This is a genomic window from Paenibacillus chitinolyticus NBRC 15660, from assembly GCF_000739915.1.
GTDB classification, from domain to species: domain Bacteria; phylum Bacillota; class Bacilli; order Paenibacillales; family NBRC-103111; genus Paenibacillus_F; species Paenibacillus_F chitinolyticus.
Genome location: NZ_BBJT01000002.1, coordinates 336,802 through 358,953, shown reverse-complemented (window position 1 = coordinate 358,953; position 22,152 = coordinate 336,802). Strand labels below are relative to the sequence as shown.

The 22,152-nt window shown below is 50.8% G+C and carries 19 protein-coding genes; 17 read left to right on the top strand and 2 right to left on the bottom strand.

Features of this window, described 5'->3' with window-relative positions:
* Positions 1–131: 131 nt before the first annotated feature.
* Positions 132–737 carry a VanZ family protein gene (locus PCH01S_RS03310; RefSeq protein ID WP_042226788.1) on the top strand — a complete coding sequence of 202 codons (606 nt, stop codon included), beginning with the start codon at positions 132–134 and terminating at the stop codon, positions 735–737.
* A gap of 134 nt (positions 738–871) precedes the next feature.
* Here PCH01S_RS03310 and PCH01S_RS03305 read toward each other — a convergent pair whose 3' ends face one another.
* Complete coding sequence (locus PCH01S_RS03305; RefSeq protein ID WP_042226785.1) at positions 872–1,771, bottom strand: LysR family transcriptional regulator; 900 nt, start codon at positions 1,769–1,771, stop codon at positions 872–874.
* Between the two features lie 137 nt (positions 1,772–1,908).
* Between PCH01S_RS03305 and PCH01S_RS03300 the strand changes: the two genes are divergently transcribed.
* From PCH01S_RS03300 to PCH01S_RS03280, 5 genes are all read left to right on the top strand, one after another.
* The gene (locus PCH01S_RS03300) at positions 1,909–3,402 is read left to right on the top strand and encodes a UbiD family decarboxylase (protein ID WP_042226782.1); all 1,494 of its coding nucleotides are present in this window, start codon (positions 1,909–1,911) and stop codon (positions 3,400–3,402) included.
* 68 nt (positions 3,403–3,470) lie between these two features.
* Positions 3,471–4,037 carry a UbiX family flavin prenyltransferase gene (locus PCH01S_RS03295; RefSeq protein ID WP_042226779.1) on the top strand — a complete coding sequence of 189 codons (567 nt, stop codon included), beginning with the start codon at positions 3,471–3,473 and terminating at the stop codon, positions 4,035–4,037.
* Between the two features lie 81 nt (positions 4,038–4,118).
* Positions 4,119–4,703 carry a YdeI/OmpD-associated family protein gene (locus PCH01S_RS03290; protein WP_042226776.1) on the top strand — a complete coding sequence of 195 codons (585 nt, stop codon included), beginning with the start codon at positions 4,119–4,121 and terminating at the stop codon, positions 4,701–4,703.
* Between the two features lie 243 nt (positions 4,704–4,946).
* On the top strand, positions 4,947–5,837 hold the full coding sequence (locus PCH01S_RS03285; protein WP_042226774.1) for an NUDIX hydrolase: 891 nt from the start codon (positions 4,947–4,949) through the stop codon (positions 5,835–5,837).
* Positions 5,834–6,400, top strand: a complete 567-nt coding sequence (locus PCH01S_RS03280) for an NADAR family protein (RefSeq protein ID WP_042226771.1) — start codon at positions 5,834–5,836, stop codon at positions 6,398–6,400. Before PCH01S_RS03285 ends, PCH01S_RS03280 begins: the two co-directional genes overlap by 4 nt.
* A gap of 167 nt (positions 6,401–6,567) precedes the next feature.
* Here the strand turns inward: PCH01S_RS03280 and PCH01S_RS03275 are convergent, their stop codons facing one another.
* Complete coding sequence (locus PCH01S_RS03275; RefSeq protein ID WP_042226768.1) at positions 6,568–7,113, bottom strand: DUF6022 family protein; 546 nt, start codon at positions 7,111–7,113, stop codon at positions 6,568–6,570.
* A 487-nt stretch (positions 7,114–7,600) separates the two neighbouring features.
* On the opposite strand from PCH01S_RS03275, the gene PCH01S_RS03270 reads away from it, so the two are divergent.
* From PCH01S_RS03270 to PCH01S_RS03225, 11 genes are all read left to right on the top strand, one after another.
* A complete protein-coding gene (locus tag PCH01S_RS03270) occupies positions 7,601–8,395 on the top strand; it encodes an iron-hydroxamate ABC transporter substrate-binding protein (protein ID WP_241688694.1) in 795 nt (264 codons plus the stop codon).
* Between the two features lie 156 nt (positions 8,396–8,551).
* A complete protein-coding gene (locus tag PCH01S_RS03265; RefSeq protein ID WP_042226765.1) occupies positions 8,552–9,205 on the top strand; it encodes a TetR/AcrR family transcriptional regulator in 654 nt (217 codons plus the stop codon).
* Positions 9,206–9,252: 47 nt separating this feature from the next.
* Positions 9,253–9,870, top strand: a complete 618-nt coding sequence (locus PCH01S_RS03260; RefSeq protein WP_042226763.1) for an NAD(P)H-dependent oxidoreductase — start codon at positions 9,253–9,255, stop codon at positions 9,868–9,870.
* Between the two features lie 124 nt (positions 9,871–9,994).
* A complete protein-coding gene (locus PCH01S_RS03255; protein ID WP_042226762.1) occupies positions 9,995–11,056 on the top strand; it encodes a suppressor of fused domain protein in 1,062 nt (353 codons plus the stop codon).
* Positions 11,057–11,167: 111 nt separating this feature from the next.
* Complete coding sequence (locus tag PCH01S_RS30175) at positions 11,168–11,338, top strand: hypothetical protein (protein ID WP_156972782.1); 171 nt, start codon at positions 11,168–11,170, stop codon at positions 11,336–11,338.
* 651 nt (positions 11,339–11,989) lie between these two features.
* Positions 11,990–13,246 (top strand): DegT/DnrJ/EryC1/StrS aminotransferase family protein, encoded by a 1,257-nt coding sequence (locus tag PCH01S_RS03250; protein WP_042226759.1) that lies wholly within the window; start codon positions 11,990–11,992, stop codon positions 13,244–13,246.
* A gap of 29 nt (positions 13,247–13,275) precedes the next feature.
* Positions 13,276–14,028: a radical SAM/SPASM domain-containing protein gene (locus PCH01S_RS03245; protein WP_042226757.1), complete on the top strand. Its 753-nt coding sequence runs from the start codon at positions 13,276–13,278 to the stop codon at positions 14,026–14,028.
* A gap of 18 nt (positions 14,029–14,046) precedes the next feature.
* Positions 14,047–15,285, top strand: a complete 1,239-nt coding sequence (locus tag PCH01S_RS03240; protein ID WP_042226755.1) for a glycosyltransferase family 4 protein — start codon at positions 14,047–14,049, stop codon at positions 15,283–15,285.
* Positions 15,275–17,089 (top strand): hypothetical protein, encoded by a 1,815-nt coding sequence (locus PCH01S_RS03235; protein WP_042226753.1) that lies wholly within the window; start codon positions 15,275–15,277, stop codon positions 17,087–17,089. Before PCH01S_RS03240 ends, PCH01S_RS03235 begins: the two co-directional genes overlap by 11 nt.
* 46 nt (positions 17,090–17,135) lie before the next feature.
* Positions 17,136–20,810 carry a hypothetical protein gene (locus tag PCH01S_RS03230; protein ID WP_042226751.1) on the top strand — a complete coding sequence of 1,225 codons (3,675 nt, stop codon included), beginning with the start codon at positions 17,136–17,138 and terminating at the stop codon, positions 20,808–20,810.
* 41 nt (positions 20,811–20,851) lie between these two features.
* Entirely contained in the window at positions 20,852–22,150 is a 1,299-nt protein-coding gene (locus PCH01S_RS03225; RefSeq protein ID WP_042226749.1) for an aminotransferase class III-fold pyridoxal phosphate-dependent enzyme, read from the top strand.
* Positions 22,151–22,152 lie beyond the last annotated feature (2 nt).

The window sequence follows — 22,152 nt, the reverse complement described above, 5'->3', positions numbered from 1 at the left end:
CGTTTCGTTTCGGAATGAAAGCCGCCCTCCGTTGTATAATGCAAACAAACGTCTTCAAAACGACAAATCTATCATCGAAGAACTGCATGTGCGGCCGCTAATTTGCAGACAAGAAAGGATTATACTCACCCATGTATCAAGGTACACTGCGTAAAATGACTCTACTCCTGTTAGGCTTATACACCGGATTGATTTTCTATTTCTTATATATCGGATTTAACCGCAGCTCTCACATCGTAGATCGGGGCATGCGCTACAATTTGATTCCGCAAGGAATTCCGCTGCATTATCCGATGGGCAGAGACTTTCAAAGCTGGTTTTTCGAATTCGGCAACTTTGCTGCTTTTGTTCCTTTCGGGCTGCTCATTCCGCTCTTGTTTCGCTGCAAATTCGTCCCGTTTATCGTGTGCTTCCTGGCGTCGATTACGTGTCTGGAAACGGTGCAAATGGTTACCCGCTTAGGCGCTTTCGATATCGACGACATCGTGATCAATACGTTAGGAGCAGCCGTAGGCTTCTGGGCGCAGCGCTTAGCTCCCGGCCGCCGGGACAGTTTGCAGGGCATCGTACGGCTTGTTTGGATCACGATCTTTCTTTCGGCCGGTACGGTTGCCGCTGTCGGTGGGATGAACGTTTCGATGGAAAAAGGAGGCGACGGCTACCTTTTCAAGCCGCAGAAGTCTCCGTCGCACAGTGTGGTGCTGTATAACAGCGTTCAGCCCAAGCGGGCTGAATAAGGCCGTCCATCACTTTTTACCCGCACGCTGCTGCCGGCGCGCGGGTTTTTCGTGTCGCATGAATGTGCTCGCAGTATGGGATTCCCGCAAGAAGATTACAAGAATTCCTCAGCCGGGCAACTGCGGTGCAGAAATTATTGGAGGGAACCGATCAGCAGCTCTTTGAAATTGCGGGCCGCTTGGGACACAAATTGGTGCTCAAGCGTAATGATCGCGGTATCGGATTCGATCGGCGGATCAATCTCGGCATAGCGGACCTGCCCGGGCTTTTTGAGAAGCAAAGCCGACCGGGGCACGACGGAAATCCCGAGGCCGGAGTCCGTCAAAATCATCAGCGTCGACACATCGGGGCTCTCACATACCAGGTTCGGCTCGAAGCCGGACGTTTTGCACGTTTCGATAAATTTGTGGTAGACGCCGTAATCGCCCTGGCCCCGGAGGATCAGCAGAGGCGAGGAGGCAAGTTCACTAACCGGAACGGAAGTCCCGTCCGGCACTTTCCATTCGGGAGGAAATACCGCCACCAAAGGTTCCGTTTGCAACCGGTGAATGGAAACTCTGGGCATGCGGTCCGCCAAATACGATTGCAAGGGAAGTCTGACGATTCCCATCTCGATCACTTTGTTTTGCAGGAGTTCCTCCACCCGGAACGAATCGGCCTCCCATAGTTGAAAAGAGACGCGGGGAGAACCGAGCCGGAACTGCTTCATCACGGACGGCAAGTACGGGACGCAGGACATAACGGTGCCGATAGACAGCGTTCCTCTCAATCCGTTCTGCTGTTCTTTAATTTCGGCGATCGCCCCGTCGATGGAGTGCAGGATTTCTTTAGCCCGCTTATAGAACGTCCATCCGGCAGGGGTGATCTCAAATCTCTTATTTTCGCGGTCGATCAAGGTAACACCCAGTTCTTCCTCAAGAGCCTTGAGCTGCAAGCTGAGGGGAGGCTGAGCCATGTGCAGACGCTGCGCCGCTTTCGTAATTTGCCCTTCTTCGACAATCGTCATGAAGTAATACATTTTTTTGATATCCATAGCGCAAGAAAGCACTCCATTCAAGGGTGAATATATTTTATATATGCTAAATGTCTGTTATATATATTTTACATATTTTTAGCGGGAGAAGTAAACTGAACTGGCGAGAATGAATGAATACCGCCAGGAGGTACGTGATGAAAAAGCCAATCAAAAGCTTTCGAGACTATGTAGAAACCCTCGACCGGTACGGGGATCTGTTTACCGTGGATCAAGAGACGGACTGGAATCTGGAGATGGGCGCCATGATCCGATACGCGTACGAACTGCCTTCTCCGGCTCCTCTTTTTACAAAAGTAAAGGACAGCGCGCCCGGCTTTCGAGTACTCGGTGCGCCGGTAGGCATAAGCCCCGACAAGCGGCATCCGTATTTGAGAATCGCGCTTTCTTTGGGCCTGCCGGCCCATTCGACGCTCTCCGAACTTGTGGAAGAGTGGTCGTATCTTCCGGATGCGGAACCGATTCCGCCGCGGGTGACGGCAGATGCTCCCTGCAAGGCAAATAAGCTCTTCGGTGAAGAGATCGATCTTACCCGCCTGCCAGTTCCTTATATCCATGTCGGAGACGGGGGGCGTTATTTGAACACCTACGGCGTTATGATCGTGCGGTCTCCGGACGGTTCCTGGGTGAACTGGTCGATTACCCGGGTGATGCTTCACGACGAACGGACTATGGCTGGAGTCATCGTTCCCACACAGCACCTGGGCATGATCTACGAGCAGTGGAAAGAGATCGGGCAGCCTATGCCGTACGCTCTTTGTCTCGGGGCCGATCCCGGTATCGCCATGATAGCGGGATATCCCCTTCCCGACGGAACGAGCGAAGCCGAGTTGCTCGGCGGCTGGTACGGCGAGCCTGTTGAGGTCGTGCGCTGCGAGACGAACGATTTAAAAGTACCGGCCACGAGTGAAATTGTCATCGAAGGGGTGGTTTCGCTTCAGGAAACGGTGCCCGAAGGCCCCATGGGCGAATATGCCGGGTACACCTGGGTGGGACACCGGAAGCCCGTTCCGTGTTTTAAGGTGACGGCCATGACTCACCGTGATGATCCGATCATGCCCGTCGTCGCCGCAGGCGTGCCCCCGGAAGAAAATCATACCAACTGGGGCGTCGCCATCGCGGCGAGTATCCGGCATGAACTGCGCAAGCGCCGTCTTCCGGTAACCGCGTGTCTCATACCTTTCGAGTCGGCCGTGCACTGGCTCGTGGTTACTGTAAACTCTCACGCGGAGGAAGCGGCGGAGATGACAGGCGATTCTTTGGCGCGTCAAATCGGGGAAGCGGTATTTTCCTCACGCGGAGGGTCCTACATTCCTAAAGTGATCGTCGTAAACGACGACATCGATCCCGGCTCCATCGAACAAGTCGTCTGGGCGCTCGCTACCCGCAGCCATCCGGATAAAGCCCTTCTTTTTCCCGGACAGAAAGTTCTGCCGCTTGTCGCTTATCTCGATGCGCATGAGAAGGAAGCGGGAACAACGACCAAGGTCGTATACAACTGCTTGTCTTCCGACGAATGGCCCAAAGATTACAGGCCGCTGGAAGCTTCTTTCGCAGGCTACCCGGATGAACTCCGGGAACAGGTTCGCGAGCGGTTTAAAAGCTGCGGATTTACCGGTGAACGCGGATAAGAAGCGGTAAACGTCCAGGCGGCGATCCGGCGGTTTAAGAATAAATCACGAGGAAGGAGAGGATAGGTATGAAAGTAATTGTAGGCATTTCGGGCGCGACCGGGGCCATTCTGGGAATCCGGCTGCTGGAGGGATTAAAGGAGGCGGGGATCGAAACGCACGTTGTCATTTCCCCTTGGGCCGCCGCCAACATTCAACTGGAAACGGCCTATACGGTGAAGGAAGTGGAACAGCTTGCGGACTACTCCTACGCGCATAAAGACCTGGGAGCCGTCATTTCCAGCGGCTCTTACCGGATGGACGCGATGATCGTCGCGCCCTGCAGCATGAAGACACTGGCCTCGATCCGGCTTGGCTTAAGCGACAATCTGATCGCGCGAGCAGCGGATGTACTTTTAAAAGAACGGAAAAAACTTGTTTTGTTAACGCGCGAAACGCCGCTCAGCGATATTCACTTGGAACACATGCTGGCTCTGTCCCGAATGGGAACGACGATTTTCCCTCCGGTGCCGGCCTTTTATAACCATCCTCAAAATATCGAAGATCTTATCCGGCATATCGTGGTCCGGACAATTGATCAGCTGGGCGTATCCTTGCCTGCGGCCAAAAGATGGGGCGGCATGAAGGAAGCTTGACCGGCATTGAATCCAACCTTCTCATGACGTATAGTTGAACTATCTTGCCTAACTATCAAGGACAGGGAGGAAGCGGAACCCATGAGCAAGAAGGCCCCCGAGTTGCCGGTTCTTTGTTTTGAGAATCAAGAAGCGTTTGAGATTTGGCTCGAAAGCAATCATGAAACATCCCGCGGAATCCTTTTGCAAATCGCGAAAAAAAATGCCCGCCTTGTTACGGTTTCTTATCAGGAAGCTCTCGAAAGCGCGCTCTGTTACGGATGGATCGACAGCCAGAAGAAAACATTCGACGACCAGTCGTGGCTTCAGCGGTTTACGCCGCGCGGGAACAGGAGCATCTGGTCCAAGGTGAATAAAGACAAAGCGGAGCAGCTCATCGCGGATGCGAGAATGAAGCCCGGGGGTCTCAGGGCGATTGAAGACGCCAAGCGCAGCGGACAGTGGGACAAGGCTTACGAACCGCAAAGCAGCGGTTCCGTGCCGGAAGATTTCGCCGCCAGGCTGGAGCTTAATGCCCGGGCTAAAGCGTTTTACGATACGTTAAACAAGCAAAACAAGTTTGCGATCCATTTTAGAATCCAGAATGTCAAAAAGCAGGAAACCCGGGAAAAACGCATTCTACAGTTTGTCGAAATGCTGGAGCGGGGCGAAAAAATTTATCCCTGATCGGGAGGGAACCGGGAATCGGCGGCTTATATCGGAAACCGCTTAATGGCTGATATAAATAAGAGCCGGTGAAATACGGACAAGCCGCCGAAGAAGACTGAGAGAATCAGTCTTCTTTTTTATCATGCTTAGGGACTTTAAACCCATGTCAGATCCAATCCTAGTTGACAAAATAAACCTGATCTTGTATCTTGTTAGTAACAAATTGATAATAACATATCGTTACGAACAGGTGGCTGTGATATGAAAAGAGACCGTAACGGGCTGACGGAGGAACAATTCCTGGCTCAATACCGTGCCGGAGACTATGTGCGCCCGTCGGTTGCAGCTGATATGGTAATCCTCACGGTGGCCGATACCACGGAGTTAAACTACCGAAAGCTGCCAAAGAAAAACATGCGGGTTCTGCTTATTCAGCGGGGGGAGCACCCATTCCTCGGTAAATGGGCACTGCCCGGAGGATTCGTCCGTCCCGGAGAAACGACGGAACAGACTGCGCGAAGGGAACTCCGTGAAGAAACATCGGTGGACAACGTTTATCTGGAACAGCTTTATACGTTTAGCGAGCCTGATCGCGACCCGCGGAGTTGGGTCATGAGCTGTGCTTATATGGCCTTGATCGACAGCTCCCAGGTGAAGATAGCAGCGGGGGATGATGCGGCGGAAGCTGCCTGGTTCGATGTAACCTGCCGGCTTCTTAGCGAAGAGAAACTGCGTCTGGAGGACGGTTACAGCATAACGAGGCGCTACGAACTGAAGCTAACCGGTGAACGTGACACGTTAACGTCTGTAGTGGAGCAAAGAAAGCAATCCGCTAAAGCTTCTTCGGCTGTGGAATATGCCGTTGCCGCAAGTGGCGAACTTGCTTTCGATCATGCCAAAATAATCGCCTGTGCCATAGAACGGCTGCGCGGTAAGCTGGATGAGACGGATATCGCCCTGCATTTGCTGCCGGAGCTTTTCACGTTAACGGAACTGCAGCAGGTATACGAAGTTATTCTGGACAAGGAACTATTAAAGGCGGCATTCCGCCGCAAAGCGGCTCCGCTTGTCGAAGCGACCGACCAATATACGGAGAATGCCGGGCACCGTCCATCCCGGCTGTACCGGAGAAACCGGGAGGAATTAGAATGAACTATACAATTGAAGAACTGCGAAAGGCCTACCAAGCGGGGGATAGAAGAAAATTTCTCTTCTTCTGGGGACATACGCCACCGGCTGACGGCAGCATAAATTCAAGCTGCTTCAGCCAGTGGTGGAGGTCCGGTTTTATCGTGGACGACGAGTCTTACACCTGTACGGAGCAGTATATGATGGCCGAGAAGGCAAGGTTTTTCGGCGACAAGAAGATGCTGGAGGCGATTATGAACGCCGGTCATCCCAAGGAGATGAAAGCGTTCGGACGAGCGGTCGCATCTTTTGATGCGAATGTGTGGGAAAGCCGCTGCTATGAAATCGTGAAGAAGGGGAATCTTGCCAAGTTCCGGCAAAACGATGACCTGTGGAGCTATATGAGAGCGACGAAAAACCGCATTCTGGTCGAAGCGAGTCCGGTTGACCGCATATGGGGAATCGGGATGGCGCAAGACCATCCGGACGCGGATAATCCGATGAAATGGCGGGGAAAGAATTTGCTGGGGTTTGCGCTTACCGAGGTGAGAGACATTCTTCTGCAAGAAGAAGCCGAACGTAACTAGAAGGGCAGGCACTCCGCAGTTGACTTTCTGACGCAACAGCATGGTTGAAGTGGCCCAGTCTTCCGGAGTGACAAGCAAATCAACAAAAACCGTACCGGATAGCCGGTACGGTTTTTTTGCCGCAAGGAATGCGAAAAGCTGAACCTGTGACGCCCGGTCAGTCTGGTTTACTGCTCCAGGCTGCGCAAATAATTTTCATACTCGACGCTGAATTCGAGCGCTTGTTTGAAATCGGCGGACATGCGGGACAAGACTTCTACGATTTCTTGCTGCCCCGTCTCGGTAAGAGCGATAATTCCTGGCTGGCGGGGAATACGAAACCGGGTATGGTCATGGTAAGTAACGGTGACAATCGTTCCGACAGGCGGACCCTCGGTTGGATGAAGCGTACTCCACATCCACCGCTCCTGATCGCTTTGGTCCGGATTCCGTCCCCATTCGCGGGAAATATCGAAATTACCCGGGAGGCGGGGTTCCGGCCGCAATCCGGCTTCATTCAGCTGACGGTGGACCGGCAGGAGAAGCAGGTTCAAGTACGTTCCGTAAGCCGGATCTCCCGCTTCCGCGTAAGCTTTCAGCAGCCGGTCGTTCTCTTTAACCAGAATCTCCTGCCAGTTCTCTCGAATATGAGATTCGATGAAGGCGGCAACGGCCCCGATCTTGTTTTGCGGCTGTTCTTTTAAGAAATCGCTTAATGCTTTGGTTGTAGGCATATGAGGCGTGAACTCCCTTCGCGTTACCCATTTTTTGGAATACAATTTCATCTTACAACATGCATGCAAATGGTAAGCTTGCCTTCACAAAGCAGGCTGCCGAAGCCGGTTTAGGCGCGAAACATTAGCAAGTGCTTTAAGCTGGGACATGATTATGCGACAGCGAATCCGAATTCCTTTTTGAATAGCGTACGGGCAAAATAGTTTGCCAGACTATGGAACACATGCTATATTGATAATGATTATCAATATCAATTAGAGGCGGAGTGAATTCAGTTGCGCAAATCTGTTCGATCTTATCCTTTATTGGTTTTCATTTTGCTGTTTACTATGGTTCTCGGTGGCTGCGGCCAAACGGCGGGAAATGCGGGGGGTTCGTCCGGAGAAGCGGAGAAAACAGGCGCCGCAGCCCTTCCGTCAGACAACAAGGAATCTTCGGACAAAGGGGGAGACGGTTACCTTCCACGCGGCCAACGGGGACATTCAAGTGCCCAAAAAACCGAAGCGGATCGTGGATACGACCAGTTTCTACACGGGTTATTTCCTCGCGATAGGGGTTAAACCGGTCGGAATTTCAGAAGGAGCGATGGACAATCCCTACTTTAAAGAAATGCTGGACGGTGTCCGCAGCATCGGCAAGGAACCTTCGCCGGAGAGCATTCTCGAGCTGAATCCCGACCTGATCGTTACCTTCACGGGGACGAAGGATATCGATAAACTGGAACAAATCGCCCCGGTCGTTGCAATTGATTACGGCAAAAAAAATTACAAAGATCAGCTGCTTGAATTCGGTAAACTGACCGGTAAAGAAGACAAGGCGAAAGAATGGGTCGACCGGTGGGAGCAAAAAATCAGCGGTCTGAAGCCGCAGATCCAAGCCGCCGTGGGCAACAAAACGGTGTCCATCCTAAATCCGTATGCCAAAGGGTTATATGTGTTCGGGCACAATTATGGGCGCGGCGGGGAAATCATTTACGGGGAATTCGGCTTGAAAGCTCCGCCGGAAGCGCAAAAAGCCGCCATTGACAGCGGAACAGGCTGGGCATCCATCTCACTGGAGAAGCTTCCGGAGTTCACGGGAGACATTGTATTCACTTGTCCGTGGTCCGGCGATACGAGCGATCCCGGCAAGGTGTATGAGAATCCGGTATGGAAAGGCTTGCCCGCAGTGAAAAAAGGACATGTCTTCCAGCTCAATCCGAAGGGAGACACGTTTAATGACCCGGTATCGCTTGAAGCGGGGCTGAAATTCATATCGGAGAGTCTGCTATCCGTAAAATAACCGCCACATATCCGTGAGAAACGGCAATACACCTGATAACCGGCAGCCTGGCGGTTGTCGGGTGTCTGCTTGTCAAGGCGGCCACCGGTTGACAACATCGTTTTATTTTTTCTATAATGGCAGGGATTTTAAAGACGGAACTAAAGGTGAAGCGGCATGTCTCCACGTACCAAAGAACAGAACGAAGCGATCCGGAATCAGCGCAAACAAGAAGTGCTGCAGGCGGCTATTCAGGTCTATGTCGACAAAGGCTATGCGGCGGCCGAAATGGGGGATATAGCGGATCGGGCGGGACTTGCTCACGGCCTCGTTTATTATTATTTCAAAAACAAGAAAGCCTTGTTCCGCGAGCTTTACGAAACCATGATGGAAGAATCCAAACGCTTTACGAAATCCTATTTTGAGCAAGAGGGGGCCGTGGCAGACCTGTTTGAGGGTTATGCACGGGTCGTCTGTGATCGGGTCCGGGTTAATCCCGTGATTCCGCGTTTTTACATGCGGGTCAGTTTGGATGTGCATCATTTGTATACGCCGGAAGAATTCTCTCCGTTTGAGTGGGTGAAAAGCTTTTTGCAGGAGATGACTCAGGCCATTGAAAAAGGGATCGGGGAAGGCACGATTCGGCCGGGTAATTCCGATCTGATGGCGAGACAGTTCTGGGGAGCGGTGTCGCAAGGGATGAATTACTTGGATCAGGCCCAGCAGGAATGGATGGCAAACGGCATGCCGGAGACGGAAAAGAAGGAGCAATGGGAGAAGGCATTGAATCAGGTGGTGGAGTCGTCCGTTGCCATGTTAAGGGTGCGCTAATTTTTTTTACTTTTAATATTGACTTGTAACTCAATCAAAAATAAAATATGGGAAAGGAGAGTGATGTTTGTCTGAAAACGTTAGTCGTCGTGGCTCATCCGAATTTGCAGCAGTCTCGAGTCAACAAACGGTGGGTGGAGGAATTGAGGAAACATTCCGGCGAGATTACCGTGCATGAACTGTACGGTGAGTATCCGGAGAAGGTATTGGATATCGGGCGGGAGCAGGCTTTGCTGGCGGAATGTGAACGTCTCGTGCTGCAGTTTCCGCTTCAATGGTACAGCACTCCGCCGCTTCTGAAGCAGTGGCTCGATGAAGTGTTCACAATGGCATGGCTGTTCGGTCCGGGCGGTAAAGCCGTTGCCGGAAAAGAACTCCTGCTCGCCGTTTCTATCGGAGGGGCGGAGGAGACTTACGAGGCAGGGGGCCTGATCGGGTACACGATCAGTGAATTGACCCGCCCTCTGCAAGCTTTTGCCAGTCAGATCGGCATGACGATGCTTCCGCACTTCAAATTTCACGGTGCGAATCAGGCGGCGGACGAACAGATCGAGAGCAGCGCGGGGCGATATGTCCGGCATATCTTGACTCCCGAGCTTGATCCCCGGATTGCCCGGGTGAGAATGCTTAATGAGATGAAACAGAAGATGCAGGCCTCCCTGTAAAATGCAAAGCCGATGCTCCTCATACGAGGAACTTCGGCTTATATGACGTTCGGATTCCGGAGGGGTATAATGAGAATGGTTTGTTCCAAACAATCACATGGTGAGAACTCGGGAGGAGTCGGACATGAGCACAGAACCGAATACGGCGGGCTGGGACGCCATTGACAAGGAATTCGTAAAACTTTACGGAGATCAGGAACCGAAACATTACGGTACCCTTATCTCCTATGCGCTGGGAGGGCCGGATCCGCTGGACGGAATCAGTGCGTACAAAACGGACGAACCTGCCGCGCATTGGCATTTTGTAACGTACGGATTTTCGGAACTTTACGATAAGGAATCCGACAATCCGGAAGAGAGCGGCTACGGATTCGAATTGACGTTTCGGCTGGATCGTGGGGCAGAAGAAGAAGAGCCTCCGGCTTGGGCGATCAACCTGCTGCAAAATATGGGCAGATACGTATTCAACAGCGGCAATATTTTTCGGTCGGGTGATTACATGGACGCCAACGGTCCGATCTGCCTCGGTTCCGATACCTGCCTGACCGCTCTTGCTTTCATCCGGGACCCGGAGCTTTCCGCAATCGATACGCCTAACGGGCGGTTGGAGTTTATCCAGATGGTCGGAATCACGAGAGACGAGCTGGAAGCCATGCAAACCTGGAATACGCTTGGTATGCTGTCCGCTTGTTTGCCGTATATGCCAAAGTACATAACGAATTTATCGCGGGATTCCCTGCTTAAAGTGGAAACCGTATCCGAAGCCGCTGAGAAAGGAATGCGGGAAGACGGCTCCAATACCGGCTTTCTGTTTGTGGATCAGCTTGAGTGGGAGCCGGGTAGAAAAGGCTGGCTGAGCAAAGCTCCCGCAGTACTTACGGTGGGGGCCAAACAAGCCGGCATTATCGGCAAGCTGCTGCAAGGGCGGATTTTGAAAGGAAAAGACCTCACTCTCGTGGGACCGGAAGTCCGCGTGATCTTTAAAGCGGGAGAAGAGCCGGGGTATGCGGCCGGAGAAGGCGAGGTCCGGATCATTCTCAATGAGCAGGCTGCCGGCGAGCTGAGCAGAGGCTTAGTGCCTAAAAAAAGCGTGCTTGAGATTCCGTCTTTGCAGAGAATCGTCATTCGTATCGTGAAAACCGACATTAAGGACAGCGAAGGAAACGTAGTGGAAGTTATCGGCTGACTTGAGGTAACCTTCCCTCCGAACTTGGAGATTCATGGAATGAGGAGGGAAGGCTGCTGACGTAACGGTGATCTTGTCGAATTTTGGCGTGATGTTTGGAGTCAAATTCCCTTGATTGGCGGACGGACGATTCACTTGGACATAAGGGAAGGCTGGGAGGCTGCCGTAGAGCGGCCTTTTTGCCGTTCAAGGGGCAGCTGCCGCGAACCGGCGGTGTTCAGCGCTGCGGCTGAGCAGGAGGAGATCGGAGAGATTTTGAATTCGCTGCAAATCCAGGATTAACGGACTATATCGCATGGAGATCAGGGCCCGGAAACGGGCCTTTTTTTGTCGAAAATAAAAGCAAAAACGGTTCCTTACGAAGGGGGGATACGGTTCCCATTTGTTAAGGGGCCGTTTTTTGTGCGGCTGAGAAAACAGGAGATACCGTAGGTCTTAGGAGCGTGCAGGGTAACGGCTCTACCCGCTTCTTATCCGAAATGAACCTGTGCAGCGGAATTTCACGGATGTAAGACCCTGCATATAATTCGTTGAGACTATAAGCAGCTAATTTTTTACCGGTTATTGTCATAAAATGCCGATTAAAGAACCGGCAAGCGTTAGGTACGAAAGAAGCAGAAGAGGATGACCGCGTTGACAGCTCAGACCTAGTCGTTGTGACTCCAGCCTTATTTCCTGCAAAAGGAGCAACCGAAACACGGATTGTGCGTAAAAGCAGAAGAGAAAAACCCAAATATAGGAAAAATTCAACTATTTATGGTTTATATCTCATTCTTTTTACCTCTAAAACAAAATTTAAAAAACCAGTTAATTCCCAAAAATGGTAGTTGACATTTAATTTTGGTAATTATAGGATGTAAATGTATCCATAAATAACACATTATGGAAACTAAAGTCGATTAATAAACTTTAAATATCCAAAGGAGAGTTATCATGACCATTCCATTTGACCAGTGGCCAGAATGGCCTCAACACTCCGATCGTACCCGCCAGAAAATTGAAGAAGTGTTTCAGTCGAACAGATGGGCGATAAGCGGATATTGGACGGGAGAGGAAAGCATGGAACGGAAGTTCGCAAAGGCTTTTGCGGATTTCAACGGGGTTCCTTACTGTGTACCGACGACGAGCGGCTCCACGGCTTTAATGCTTGCGCTTGAAGCGCTCGGAATAGGCGAAGGAGACGAAGTCATCGTTCCCAGTCTGACTTGGATTGCAACCGCTACCGCCGTATTAAACGTGAATGCGCTTCCTGTTTTTGTGGATGTCGAAGAGGATACCTATTGTATCGATCCACAATTGATCAAGTCGGCCATCACGGACAAAACGAAAGCCATTATCCCTGTCCATTTGTTCGGAAGTATGGCGAATATGGATGAAATAAGCGAAATTGCGCAAGAACACAATCTTTTTGTGATTGAAGACTGCGCGCAAAGCCACGGTTCCGTATGGAACGGCCAGCGTGCCGGAACGATAGGAGATATAGGGGCGTTCAGCTGTCAGCAGGGCAAAGTGCTAACGGCCGGAGAAGGGGGGATAATCGTGACGAAAAATCCCCGTTTTTTTGAACTCATCCAACAATTGAGAGCGGATTCCAGGGTTTATTGCGAGGATTCCTCCGAATTGATGCACGGCGACATGCAGCTGGTCAAAAAAGGGGACATTCAAGGCTCCAACTATTGCTTGTCCGAATTTCAATCGGCCATCCTTCTGGATCAACTGCAGGAGCTGGATGACAAGAACGCGATCCGGGAAAAGAACGCCATGTTCTTAAACGATGCTTTAAGCAAAATTGACGGCATTAAGGTGATGAAGCGTCCTCCTCAAGTCAGCAGACAAACGTATTACGGGTATGTATTCCGGTTCGATCCGGTGAAATTCGGTGGTTTGAATGCGGATCAGTTCTGTGAAATTCTTCGCGAAAAGCTCAATATGGGGACGTTTTACCTGCATCCGCCGTATCTCCCCGTACACAAAAATCCGTTGTTCTGCCCTTGGACAAAGAACCGTTATTTGAAATCGGTCCGTAAGACAGAAGCTTATTGGAGAGGGCTTCATTACCCTGTCTCCGAACGAGCTTCCGAGCAATCCATCGTTATCCACCATGCTATTTTACTGGCCGAACCCTCGCATCTGTCGCTTCTGATCGATGCCGTAGCCGAACTTGCCCGGAAATTTTGCGTGACTCATTAACGAAGGATGATTAGCGAGGAGGAATTGGGATGGATAAGCTGTTTTCGATGATCGAAGTAGAAGTCAATTCTCAATGCAACCGCACGTGCTGGTACTGCCCCAACAGTGTATCCCAGCGTAAAGAGAACGGAGAGATGGACCCCGCCTTGTATAAATCGCTGATGGAACAGTTAAGCTCGCTGGATTTTGCGGGACGCATTTCGTTTCACTTTTACGGGGAGCCGCTTTTGTGCAAAAATCTCGATCTGTTTGTTGGCATGACAACGGAATATATTCCTAGAGCAAGGCCCATTATTTACACAAACGGCGATTTTCTTACCGAAAAACGGTTAAAGACCTTGACGGAACTGGGCATTCAAAAGTTCATTGTGACCCAGCATGCCGGAGCCAAGCACAAATTCAGAGGCGTATACGACCAACTGGCGGGGGCGGAAAAAGAAAAAGTGGTCTATCTCGATCATTCGGATCTGATTCTATCCAATCGGGGTGGGATTATGGATAATATTCCCCAAGCTTCGAAAGCCAACATGTCGTGCATGGTGCCCTCCAATCTGGTCGTTGTTACCGTTTTGGGGAACGTGCTGCCATGCTTTGAAGATTTCAATCAAAAGATGGTTATGGGCAATATCGGCGAACATCATATTTCGGATATTTGGCACAATGAGAAATTCACTTCTTTCCGGAAATTGCTAAAAGAAGGGCATAGGGGCAAATCGGATCTATGCAAAAATTGCAACAATGTAAGTGTGCAGACAGAAGATCAGTACGATTATGTGCTGTAACGAAGAGGGGGTGTACGTTTGAATATTTTGCGGCTTACCCCTCATTACTACTTTGAGACTACCGAATGGCCGAGCCGGTTTGATCCGATGGGCGGCATGCAGGTTCAAATCACGAATTTGACGGAATGGCTGGCCGATCAAGGGGTCCGGCAGGATGTACTCACAACCGGCATTCCCGGCATCCCGCGAACATTACCCATTCGGGAGCGCTTGACCGTTCATTCCGTCCGTTTTATGACGCTGCCCTTTAAATCCAGTCAAACGGGAACGCTGTTTCTCGATCAGAGCTGGTTCATGGGGGCTGTCAAATGGATCGTTCTGAACGGGAAAAAGAAGAACTACGACGCGATTCATGTCCATGCAAGCGGTGTGGTATGGCCGTTGCTCGCCGGAATGTTCGCTCAAAAATTTTTAAAAAAGCCTTTGATTTTAACGATTCATTGCAGCCGGATATTTACATACAAGCCCATGAACAAGTGGGATCAATTCGTGCACGATTTTGTTAAATCCGTGGAACTAAAGAGCATTAAACTCAGCCATAAAGCCGTCGTTCTTACGGATAAGAGACTGGACAGCTATAACCGTCTCCTTGAGGATTCGTCGAAAGTGACGGCGATCAGCGACTGTATCGGATCGAATCATCTCAGTCATTCCATCGATTGTCCTTTTTGCAACCGGTTAAAAACCGAGCTTCTCGGCAAAAAAACGGTTTTGTTTCTAGGCAGAATCGCACACGAGAAAGGTTGGGCAACCTTTGTAAGCGTTGCGAAGGAGCTTGCGGACAAAATCGGCGATTTGCAATTCATCGTGTGCGGGGACGGTCCCCAGCGCGAGGCGATGGAAGAACAAATTAAAGCGGCGAATTTGCAAAACCAATTCCGTATCACCGGTTTTATTTCACATAAATTTGTTTCCTGTTATCTGCACCATGCCCAGTTGTTCCTGCTGCCCTCTCACCATGAGGAATTCGGTGGAAGCCTTATTGAAGCCGCCATTGCGGGAGTTCCGATCATCTCGACCAATAACGGCGGCCCCGCCGATATTTTCACACACGGTGAAACCGCGATTTTAACGGACCCGAGCGACGTGAAGGGGATTGCTGACGAGGCTTATAAAATATTGACGAACGACTCCGTTGCCGAGTCCCTGCGGCTCCATTCGAGACCCGAGGTTGTCAGTAAATTTTTGCCGCACTGCGTGTATCCGAATTATTTGAATTTGTACGCTTCAAAAGAGGCTGCCGTCCATGAAGGATAATCCGATCTCTTTGTTTCACGAATTGGAGAGCTACGTGAGAGGAAGCAAGGACCGCCTTCACCATTACATGTACGCCTGTATCCTGGAGCAGCGGTTAGCGGATTTGCTCTTGCTGAGCCGGTGCGGCGTGCATCCTGAGGACAGTGATCGTCTGGCTGTCCGGCTGGCCTCTCAACGCAGCCTATGCGTGCAGGCTGCTTCCGACATTGCGGAAGGTACGCAGGAGGCGTGGGGGAGTACACCGGCATGGCCGGACTACAAGGTTGCAAAATCATCCGTTACGCAGAAAAGACCGGAGCTGTTCTCTTTAATCAGAGTGATGCAGGAGCTTCGTACCCCGGAATGCTCCGGGTATGATTTGTGCGACCTGGAGGTTTGCCGGGAGGATGCTCTGCACTGGCTGAGAGACCATGCCGATCCGTCTTCACCGCCAGTTCTCATCGGCGTTCGAACCGGAGGTGCTTTCTACGCCCCGTTATGGGCATCGGCATTGCGGCAGAGGTGGGGCAGTGATGCCCACTATCACACAGTCCGAGCCCTGCGGAAGCCTTCGGACCCGGGCGCGTCCTTGTATTTGCCCGAGGAACTCTCGATGCTGCCGGACGCAATAGATCCGGATACGGATATCGTGATTCTGGAAGATCAGCCGCATACGGGCGGGACTGTTCTGGAACTGGCCGGAAGACTTAGCGTGAAGTATCGGCTGAACAAGTCGGTCTGGGTTTCTTCTCCGGGCCGGTTGTTCAAAATCGAGAACGGCCGGCTTGTGAAGCGGAGCGATCGTATCCCTCTGAATGCGGCGAAAAAAAAGCGCATATGGCAGATGCTCGGCAGCTCGGAAGAAGTGGTGGAGTTTCTTCTGCCGAAGCTCGGGATATCTGACGCACGTCCGGCGGATTTGGAAACGGTCCCTTCAAAATCCGTGCCTCATTGGAATGATCCGATGTATCGCCATGACGCTCCCTTCCGGATTAACCCGAAGAAAACACCGTTTTTTATCCGGCAAAAAAGCACGAATGAGCCGGTCGCATTCGCAAAATTTATCGGGAAAGATCTTTTCGGCGACTTTCAATTTCATCAGCTGAAAAAGTTTGAACAGTATTTACCTGATGTTTTAGCGTATGAGGACGGTTATGTGGTGACCAAATATGAACCGGAATTACGGGAAATGAGAGACCTGTTCGTCAACATGCCTTCAGCCGTGACAAACGAGATTTGCCAAAACATGTCCGGTTACTGGAAAACGCTGCTTGCTTCGTGCCAAGTAAGCGGAGGTCATCCCGTTCATCCTTTAGCCGATCATTGGCAAGCCTATCTGGGAGAGATGGAGGACTTCATCGGGAGAAAGCTGCCCTCTGATCCGGATTGGTTCGAACAAAGTTTGCATACCGAATGGACTTCGTCCGCCCATGTTTACACGTCCTTGCCTTACGCGAACCAGTATGGGCACTGGAGAGCGAGGCTTTCAGCCGGGCAGCGCCTGAAAACGTACCGTTTTCACGTCGATTCCACCTGGGGCGGCACTTCCAGTATCGAGGTGGAGCTGGCTTCGTTTCTTTTGGAAAACAGGGTGAGGCCCGATGACTTCCGTCTGCTGGTAAATCAGGTGCAAAAAGAAGCCGAATCCTTAACCGTTGAAGCAGTCGCCGATGCCCTGCCGATCGCTTGCATCCTGCAAGTCGCGAACCTTTTAAAACAGGCGAAAGGTGAAAGCCGTTTGTCGAAAGAGCTGATTTTATCGGAAACGATGCAATCATTCGAGTATCTTCAGGCCATGAAGCCGAAGCTTTCGGATGTAAGATAAATGTCACGGTCGAACGAAACCATGTACATGCTTGAGGAGGCTTTGTATGAATAGCTTCGGAATAAAATGCGAGCGATTGTTGGAGCTGAGGAACAATGAGACGTTTACGGCGCATATTCCCCCTCTATATCCAATCGATCCTAAACCGGCCGTTGAATTTCTGGAACAATACAGCGGTACCGAGGAGGAGCTGCCGGGCCAGATGGCCCGGTACATCGAGCAGCGCGAACCATCCCGGTTCGATCAGATTAGAGAGGTCTGCGGGGACCTGCCATGGATTGTCAGAAGCTCCGGGGAAGAAGACTTAAACGAAACGACGAATGCCGGCGCATATCTCAGTTTAGTTTGTGAGCACCGGGATAACTTTTACGATGTGCTTGCGCAGGTCATGCTCAGCGGAAGCACGGAGCACGCCAGGAACCAGAATAGACGTTTCGTGAACCGGAATTTGCACGATCATGAGCCTATTCCCGTTTTTGTCCAGCCACTGGTCCAATCGGAGCATGCCGGGCTTCATGTTCCTCATGATGCAACGCCTTATGTCAGGGGAGAAGATTTACAAACGATCATCGGTCTGCTTAAAAACCTTCACAGCACCATGCCGGACTATGCGCTTGATTGCGAATGGGTAGGAGACTCGGATTTCGGAACGATTTCCATGACAAGCTTAACGGAACTTGCCGGCGGAAATCTTACGGGGCAGATTGCTTTCGGATTCGATCTTTTCTCTACGCAGCATGTGAAAGCGAACAATAGTGTCCGGTATTTGCTGCCGGGCGACGAGTTGAACTTGTGGCAGGGGCATAGTTTTCAGGAAGTGAACATGCAAAGCTTGTTTCTGGTGCAGACAAGACCGGCCAAGAATTACCGCTTGTTCCAGCCTGTTTACGAGCTGTCGGATTCCTCCCAAAAGAAATTGGAAAAGGACTGCGCCCTTTGTCTGGATGCAAAGGAGTTCATCTCGCAGGGCGGCAAGCCGTTCTTCGGCAAATTTATTAAGGCGGTTACCTTGAACGAAGCTTGGAACGCCTATCTTCAGTACACCAGCAAAGACGTTAAAGAGGATATCGCCGCCATTCTGGTGGAATTCGGTACGAGAACGGAACATGCCGGGATAATGTTTAACCAGGTCGGAATCCCGGTCATACGTATCGAGATTGCGCTTATACCGGAAAGTATGAATTATATCGTCCTTGATCCTTTTTCCCTGCAGTGCCGTTTGTACAGCCACAACAAAGAAGCCAAGGCGTTGGAATACGGGACCAGGGAAATTATTCCACTTCCGGACAACTGCATTCTTGTTCAGGACCGTGAAGAGAAGAAGCAGCCGGAAGCTATGGTGGTCACGGCGGACGAGTATTTCAACGAGTTGTTAAACAAGCCCTTCTTCTCGGAAAAGACTAGACAGCATTTGGCGGCCAACAGTGCCTATCCGGATTACAGCTTCATTTTTCACGGGAAAGACGGTGTCCGCTCACCGAGTTACTATGCAAACGCCGCCGATCGGTTGACGGGTGAAACGGCTCCAGCATTTTTAGAAAGCCGTGAGTGGCCGGAAGCATCGGCGAAATATTTCCTGGCTCTGTTTCATGCGAAAAATTTGCTCAAAGACAGGAACATCGCCGCTTATTTCGAGCGGCAGGCGGAAGACTCGGGCGGGTCTAAAGAAACGCTCGTGTACTGGAAGGTGCTGCGCATCCATCCTCTCTTGGCCAAATGCAGCAGCGGGGACCGGGAAACGCTTTTGGAGCGGGTCCGTGCGGAAATGAACGCGAACTCGGCCGTTATTGAATTGCGGCTGGACGTGCTGTTTTTATTCGAGCAATATCTGGATGCCTTGTGTATTTATTCGAAGCCGGAGGAAGAGGAGCTGATCCAAAGCTTTATCGGTATTCTTTCTTCCGTGAAGGATGAAGACCTGCCGATCGTTCTGGATTTAGCCCGCAACGGGATTTTTAACGCCGGTCACCTGTGCCAGTTTTTAAAGCATGCCACTGAAAACCGGCAATTGTTCGATCTCTACCGGAACTACTCTCTGGTCAGCAAAGAGTTTGCCGTCATTCCGTACGATTTGAGCGTTATCGGCAGATTCCCGTATTTTAACGAGGTTTTCGTTGAATTGAACAACGAGATGAATAAATACGCGTCGCTCGGCGAGTTGAGCAGCTCTATTTTTCATACGGTCGTCGAAACATACGATAAATCGGCCAAAGAAATTCTTCTAAGTGTAATTGATGACGGCAGTCCGTCCTATTATGAAGCGTATACCAGACTACTGACCGAATGGCTCGGTTTAATCCGGCAGTTCGATAAGAACGAGAAAGTGATTCAAACCTTCCTTGAATGGATCGAAATCCAACAAGACCGGCAAGCGGAGATCGAAGATTACTTCCTGGAAGAAATTCATTGGAAAACAAGGATAGAAGAAGCCGAGGCAGGTAATGCCGAAAACTTGTCGTTAACCAATTTGCATCAGCTTCACAACGTGCTGCACCAGTGGTCGTTACATTTGGTTCCCGCGTCCAGTGGCGCTCATATGCCGCTTTTCGTCAAAGAAATGGTGGCGTTCGCCCAATCTTTTTCCGAACAGGAAAACCGATTATTGCGGATGCAAAAGGACTTTTTTGAAATCGAGCTGGCGATGTGTACGCACAAGGCAGGATTTATGTTCTACAAGCATTCCGTTTCGGTTGAATTTAGCGAACCTCCTTCCGTGCATGACGATGAAATCGCCAGATTGTCGGCTTTTGCGTCGTTTATGCACAAGTGCAACGACTGGTTCGAAGCTTATCGTTTCCGCACTCATTACGAGAAGGTAGCCGGAACCTGGACCTGTTATATGACTGTAAAATCCAGCGAAGACGGCGCTCTGAAGCAAAGCGACTACAAAACGATTTTTCACATCATCCGGTTTGTTTTGGACAGCTCGTACGATTTTTCGCACAACCCGCTTTCTGCCGTTGAGGATTTGTCCGCTCAGTTTGATGAACCGGAATGGAAAGACATTTTCGGGAAGCTGGTAAACTATCGTGTCCGTTTTGACGATGAAGGACAGTTTATCAACTTGAAATTGTTCGCCATGTCTACTTTTTTCACGTATCTGTGCCTTTCGCCGTCTCTGCGGAACCGCCTGCTTTCCCTGTACCGGGAAGGGTTCGATCGTATGGTCGGTGAGCTTGCCGTACTGGAAGACGGGATGGCACGCGCCGATCATTATTCGGAATGGCTCGAGCATTATGAAGCGGCGACCTACATCGCCTTATTCCTTGCCGCCATTTATCCTCTGGAGACAGTGGGCAAACTGGAGTCGCTGTATGAGCGTCAGTTGACGTACGATATCGTATCCAGAAACCTGCTGAAGCACAAAGATGCCGCCGGTAAAGTTATCGAGACGCTGCCGTCCTGGGATAAAGCGCTGCAATCCAGTGTGACGGACAAGCTGCTGCACTATTGTCCGGCTAAATATTTGAAATCCGTTTCCTCTGTAAACGACGTGGCCAAGGAGCTCTCCAAACGGGGCAAATCGTTTAAACGCGCCAAGCAGGTTTTGCTCAACGCGTATGCGGACTCTTTGGAACCAGACATGTTACAACCATTCATCGACGACTTACAGTATGTCCCTTATGCCGTGACCGAGGCGCAAAATCAAAGGCTGGATAAATGTTTGACGGATCCCGGGAAAAAGAGATATGACATTCAAAAAGAAATTTTGTATATCTGATCTGCATTACCGCATGTCATGACTAAGGAGTGAGCGATGAAATGAAACAGGATATGGTTGAAAATTCGGAAAAGCTGCTGGCTGTACTCGGTACTCATATCGATTCGCCGGTCAATCCCTTTCGCAATGAAAGAGTGATGTTTTCAAGGGGAAGCGGGGCTTACTTATTCGATTACGACGGCGGCAATTATATCGACCTGATGAACGGGAAGGGCTCGATTATATTGGGCCATAACGATCCTCACCTTAACGCCGCTTTGCGGAGTTTTCTGGAGCAGGACCGGGAAATTGTGACGGGTCCGTCCAAACCGATCGTCGAGCTGGCCGAACGGATCAGGAAAGACAGTGCTTTGCCGGATGCGAAAGTATCGTTCTACGCGACCGGCACCGCCGCTTGCAGAGCGGCCGTTTATGCCGCACGGGATTACAGCGGCAAGAAAATCGTCCTCAGCTCCGGGTATCACGGCTGGGATCCCATGTGGAGGCAGCAGGGTGCCCTGCTGGAACCGAATGAGGACGGGGTGATCGAGTTTTATTTCATCCCCGAGCTGCTGGAACGCGCCTTGACGGAACATAAGGATCAAGTCGCCCTGGTTCTGTTCTCGCCGGACTATACGTATTTATCGGCTTCAACGATAGAGAGAATCCTTGGCATATGCCGGGCACACGGAGTCCTGGTTTGCTGCGACGATGTGAAACAAGGCTACCGGCACCGTCAAGGGTCCTCGCTCGAGATGGTGACGGCCGAGAAGGCCGACATGTACGTCTTCTCCAAAGGATTGTCGAACGGACATCGGATTTCATGCCTGGTGAGTACGGACGAAATTATGGCGGAGACCAAGGAACACACGTATACGTCCTATTACCAAATGCTGCCGATCCTATCTTCACTGGAAACCCTGAAAAAAATGGAAGCTGGAAAAGGCTACGATTTGATACGTTTCTACGGCCATGCCTTGACCGGGAACTTAAAGGAGCTGTTCGCTCAATCGGCTTTGCCTATCGAAGTCAACGGAAGTTCCATTTTTCAGCTGGTATTCGGAGACGAAAAACTGGAAGAAGCGTTTTACCGGGAAGCTTTTAATCAGGGACTCATTTTGTTTGAAGGTGACAATCAATCGCTTTCCCTGTGCATGGACAAAGACGTCCAAGTGGACATGATTCGCAGGTTTACGAACGTAACCGATGTCTTATCGGAGCAATACAAGCACCTGAGGGGAAAAGAGGTTACGGCCGAGCAAACGTTCAGGACCGCTTGGAACATGATTGACGGGGCCTCGGATTTGCTCCCCTATGAGAAACAGCTCAAACTTCTCGATAATCTGATCGGTGGGGGTTAAAC

Bases quoted from the DNA above. Each gene is read 5' to 3' on its own strand.
- PCH01S_RS03265 (WP_042226765.1), top strand. From the start codon at position 8,552: ATGTCTCCACGTACCAAAGAACAGAACGAAGCGATCCGGAATCAGCGC.
- PCH01S_RS03245 (WP_042226757.1), top strand. From the start codon at position 13,276: ATGGATAAGCTGTTTTCGATGATCGAAGTAGAAGTCAATTCTCAATGC.
- PCH01S_RS03290 (WP_042226776.1), top strand. From the start codon at position 4,119: ATGAGCAAGAAGGCCCCCGAGTTGCCGGTTCTTTGTTTTGAGAATCAA.
- PCH01S_RS03275 (WP_042226768.1), bottom strand. From the start codon at position 7,113: ATGCCTACAACCAAAGCATTAAGCGATTTCTTAAAAGAACAGCCGCAA.
- PCH01S_RS03280 (WP_042226771.1), top strand. From the start codon at position 5,834: ATGAACTATACAATTGAAGAACTGCGAAAGGCCTACCAAGCGGGGGAT.
- PCH01S_RS03305 (WP_042226785.1), bottom strand. From the start codon at position 1,771: ATGGATATCAAAAAAATGTATTACTTCATGACGATTGTCGAAGAAGGG.
- PCH01S_RS03235 (WP_042226753.1), top strand. From the start codon at position 15,275: ATGAAGGATAATCCGATCTCTTTGTTTCACGAATTGGAGAGCTACGTG.
- PCH01S_RS03295 (WP_042226779.1), top strand. From the start codon at position 3,471: ATGAAAGTAATTGTAGGCATTTCGGGCGCGACCGGGGCCATTCTGGGA.
- PCH01S_RS03255 (WP_042226762.1), top strand. From the start codon at position 9,995: ATGAGCACAGAACCGAATACGGCGGGCTGGGACGCCATTGACAAGGAA.
- PCH01S_RS03250 (WP_042226759.1), top strand. From the start codon at position 11,990: ATGACCATTCCATTTGACCAGTGGCCAGAATGGCCTCAACACTCCGAT.
- PCH01S_RS03230 (WP_042226751.1), top strand. From the start codon at position 17,136: ATGAATAGCTTCGGAATAAAATGCGAGCGATTGTTGGAGCTGAGGAAC.
- PCH01S_RS03300 (WP_042226782.1), top strand. From the start codon at position 1,909: ATGAAAAAGCCAATCAAAAGCTTTCGAGACTATGTAGAAACCCTCGAC.
- PCH01S_RS03310 (WP_042226788.1), top strand. From the start codon at position 132: ATGTATCAAGGTACACTGCGTAAAATGACTCTACTCCTGTTAGGCTTA.
- PCH01S_RS03225 (WP_042226749.1), top strand. From the start codon at position 20,852: ATGAAACAGGATATGGTTGAAAATTCGGAAAAGCTGCTGGCTGTACTC.
- PCH01S_RS03260 (WP_042226763.1), top strand. From the start codon at position 9,253: ATGGGAAAGGAGAGTGATGTTTGTCTGAAAACGTTAGTCGTCGTGGCT.
- PCH01S_RS03285 (WP_042226774.1), top strand. From the start codon at position 4,947: ATGAAAAGAGACCGTAACGGGCTGACGGAGGAACAATTCCTGGCTCAA.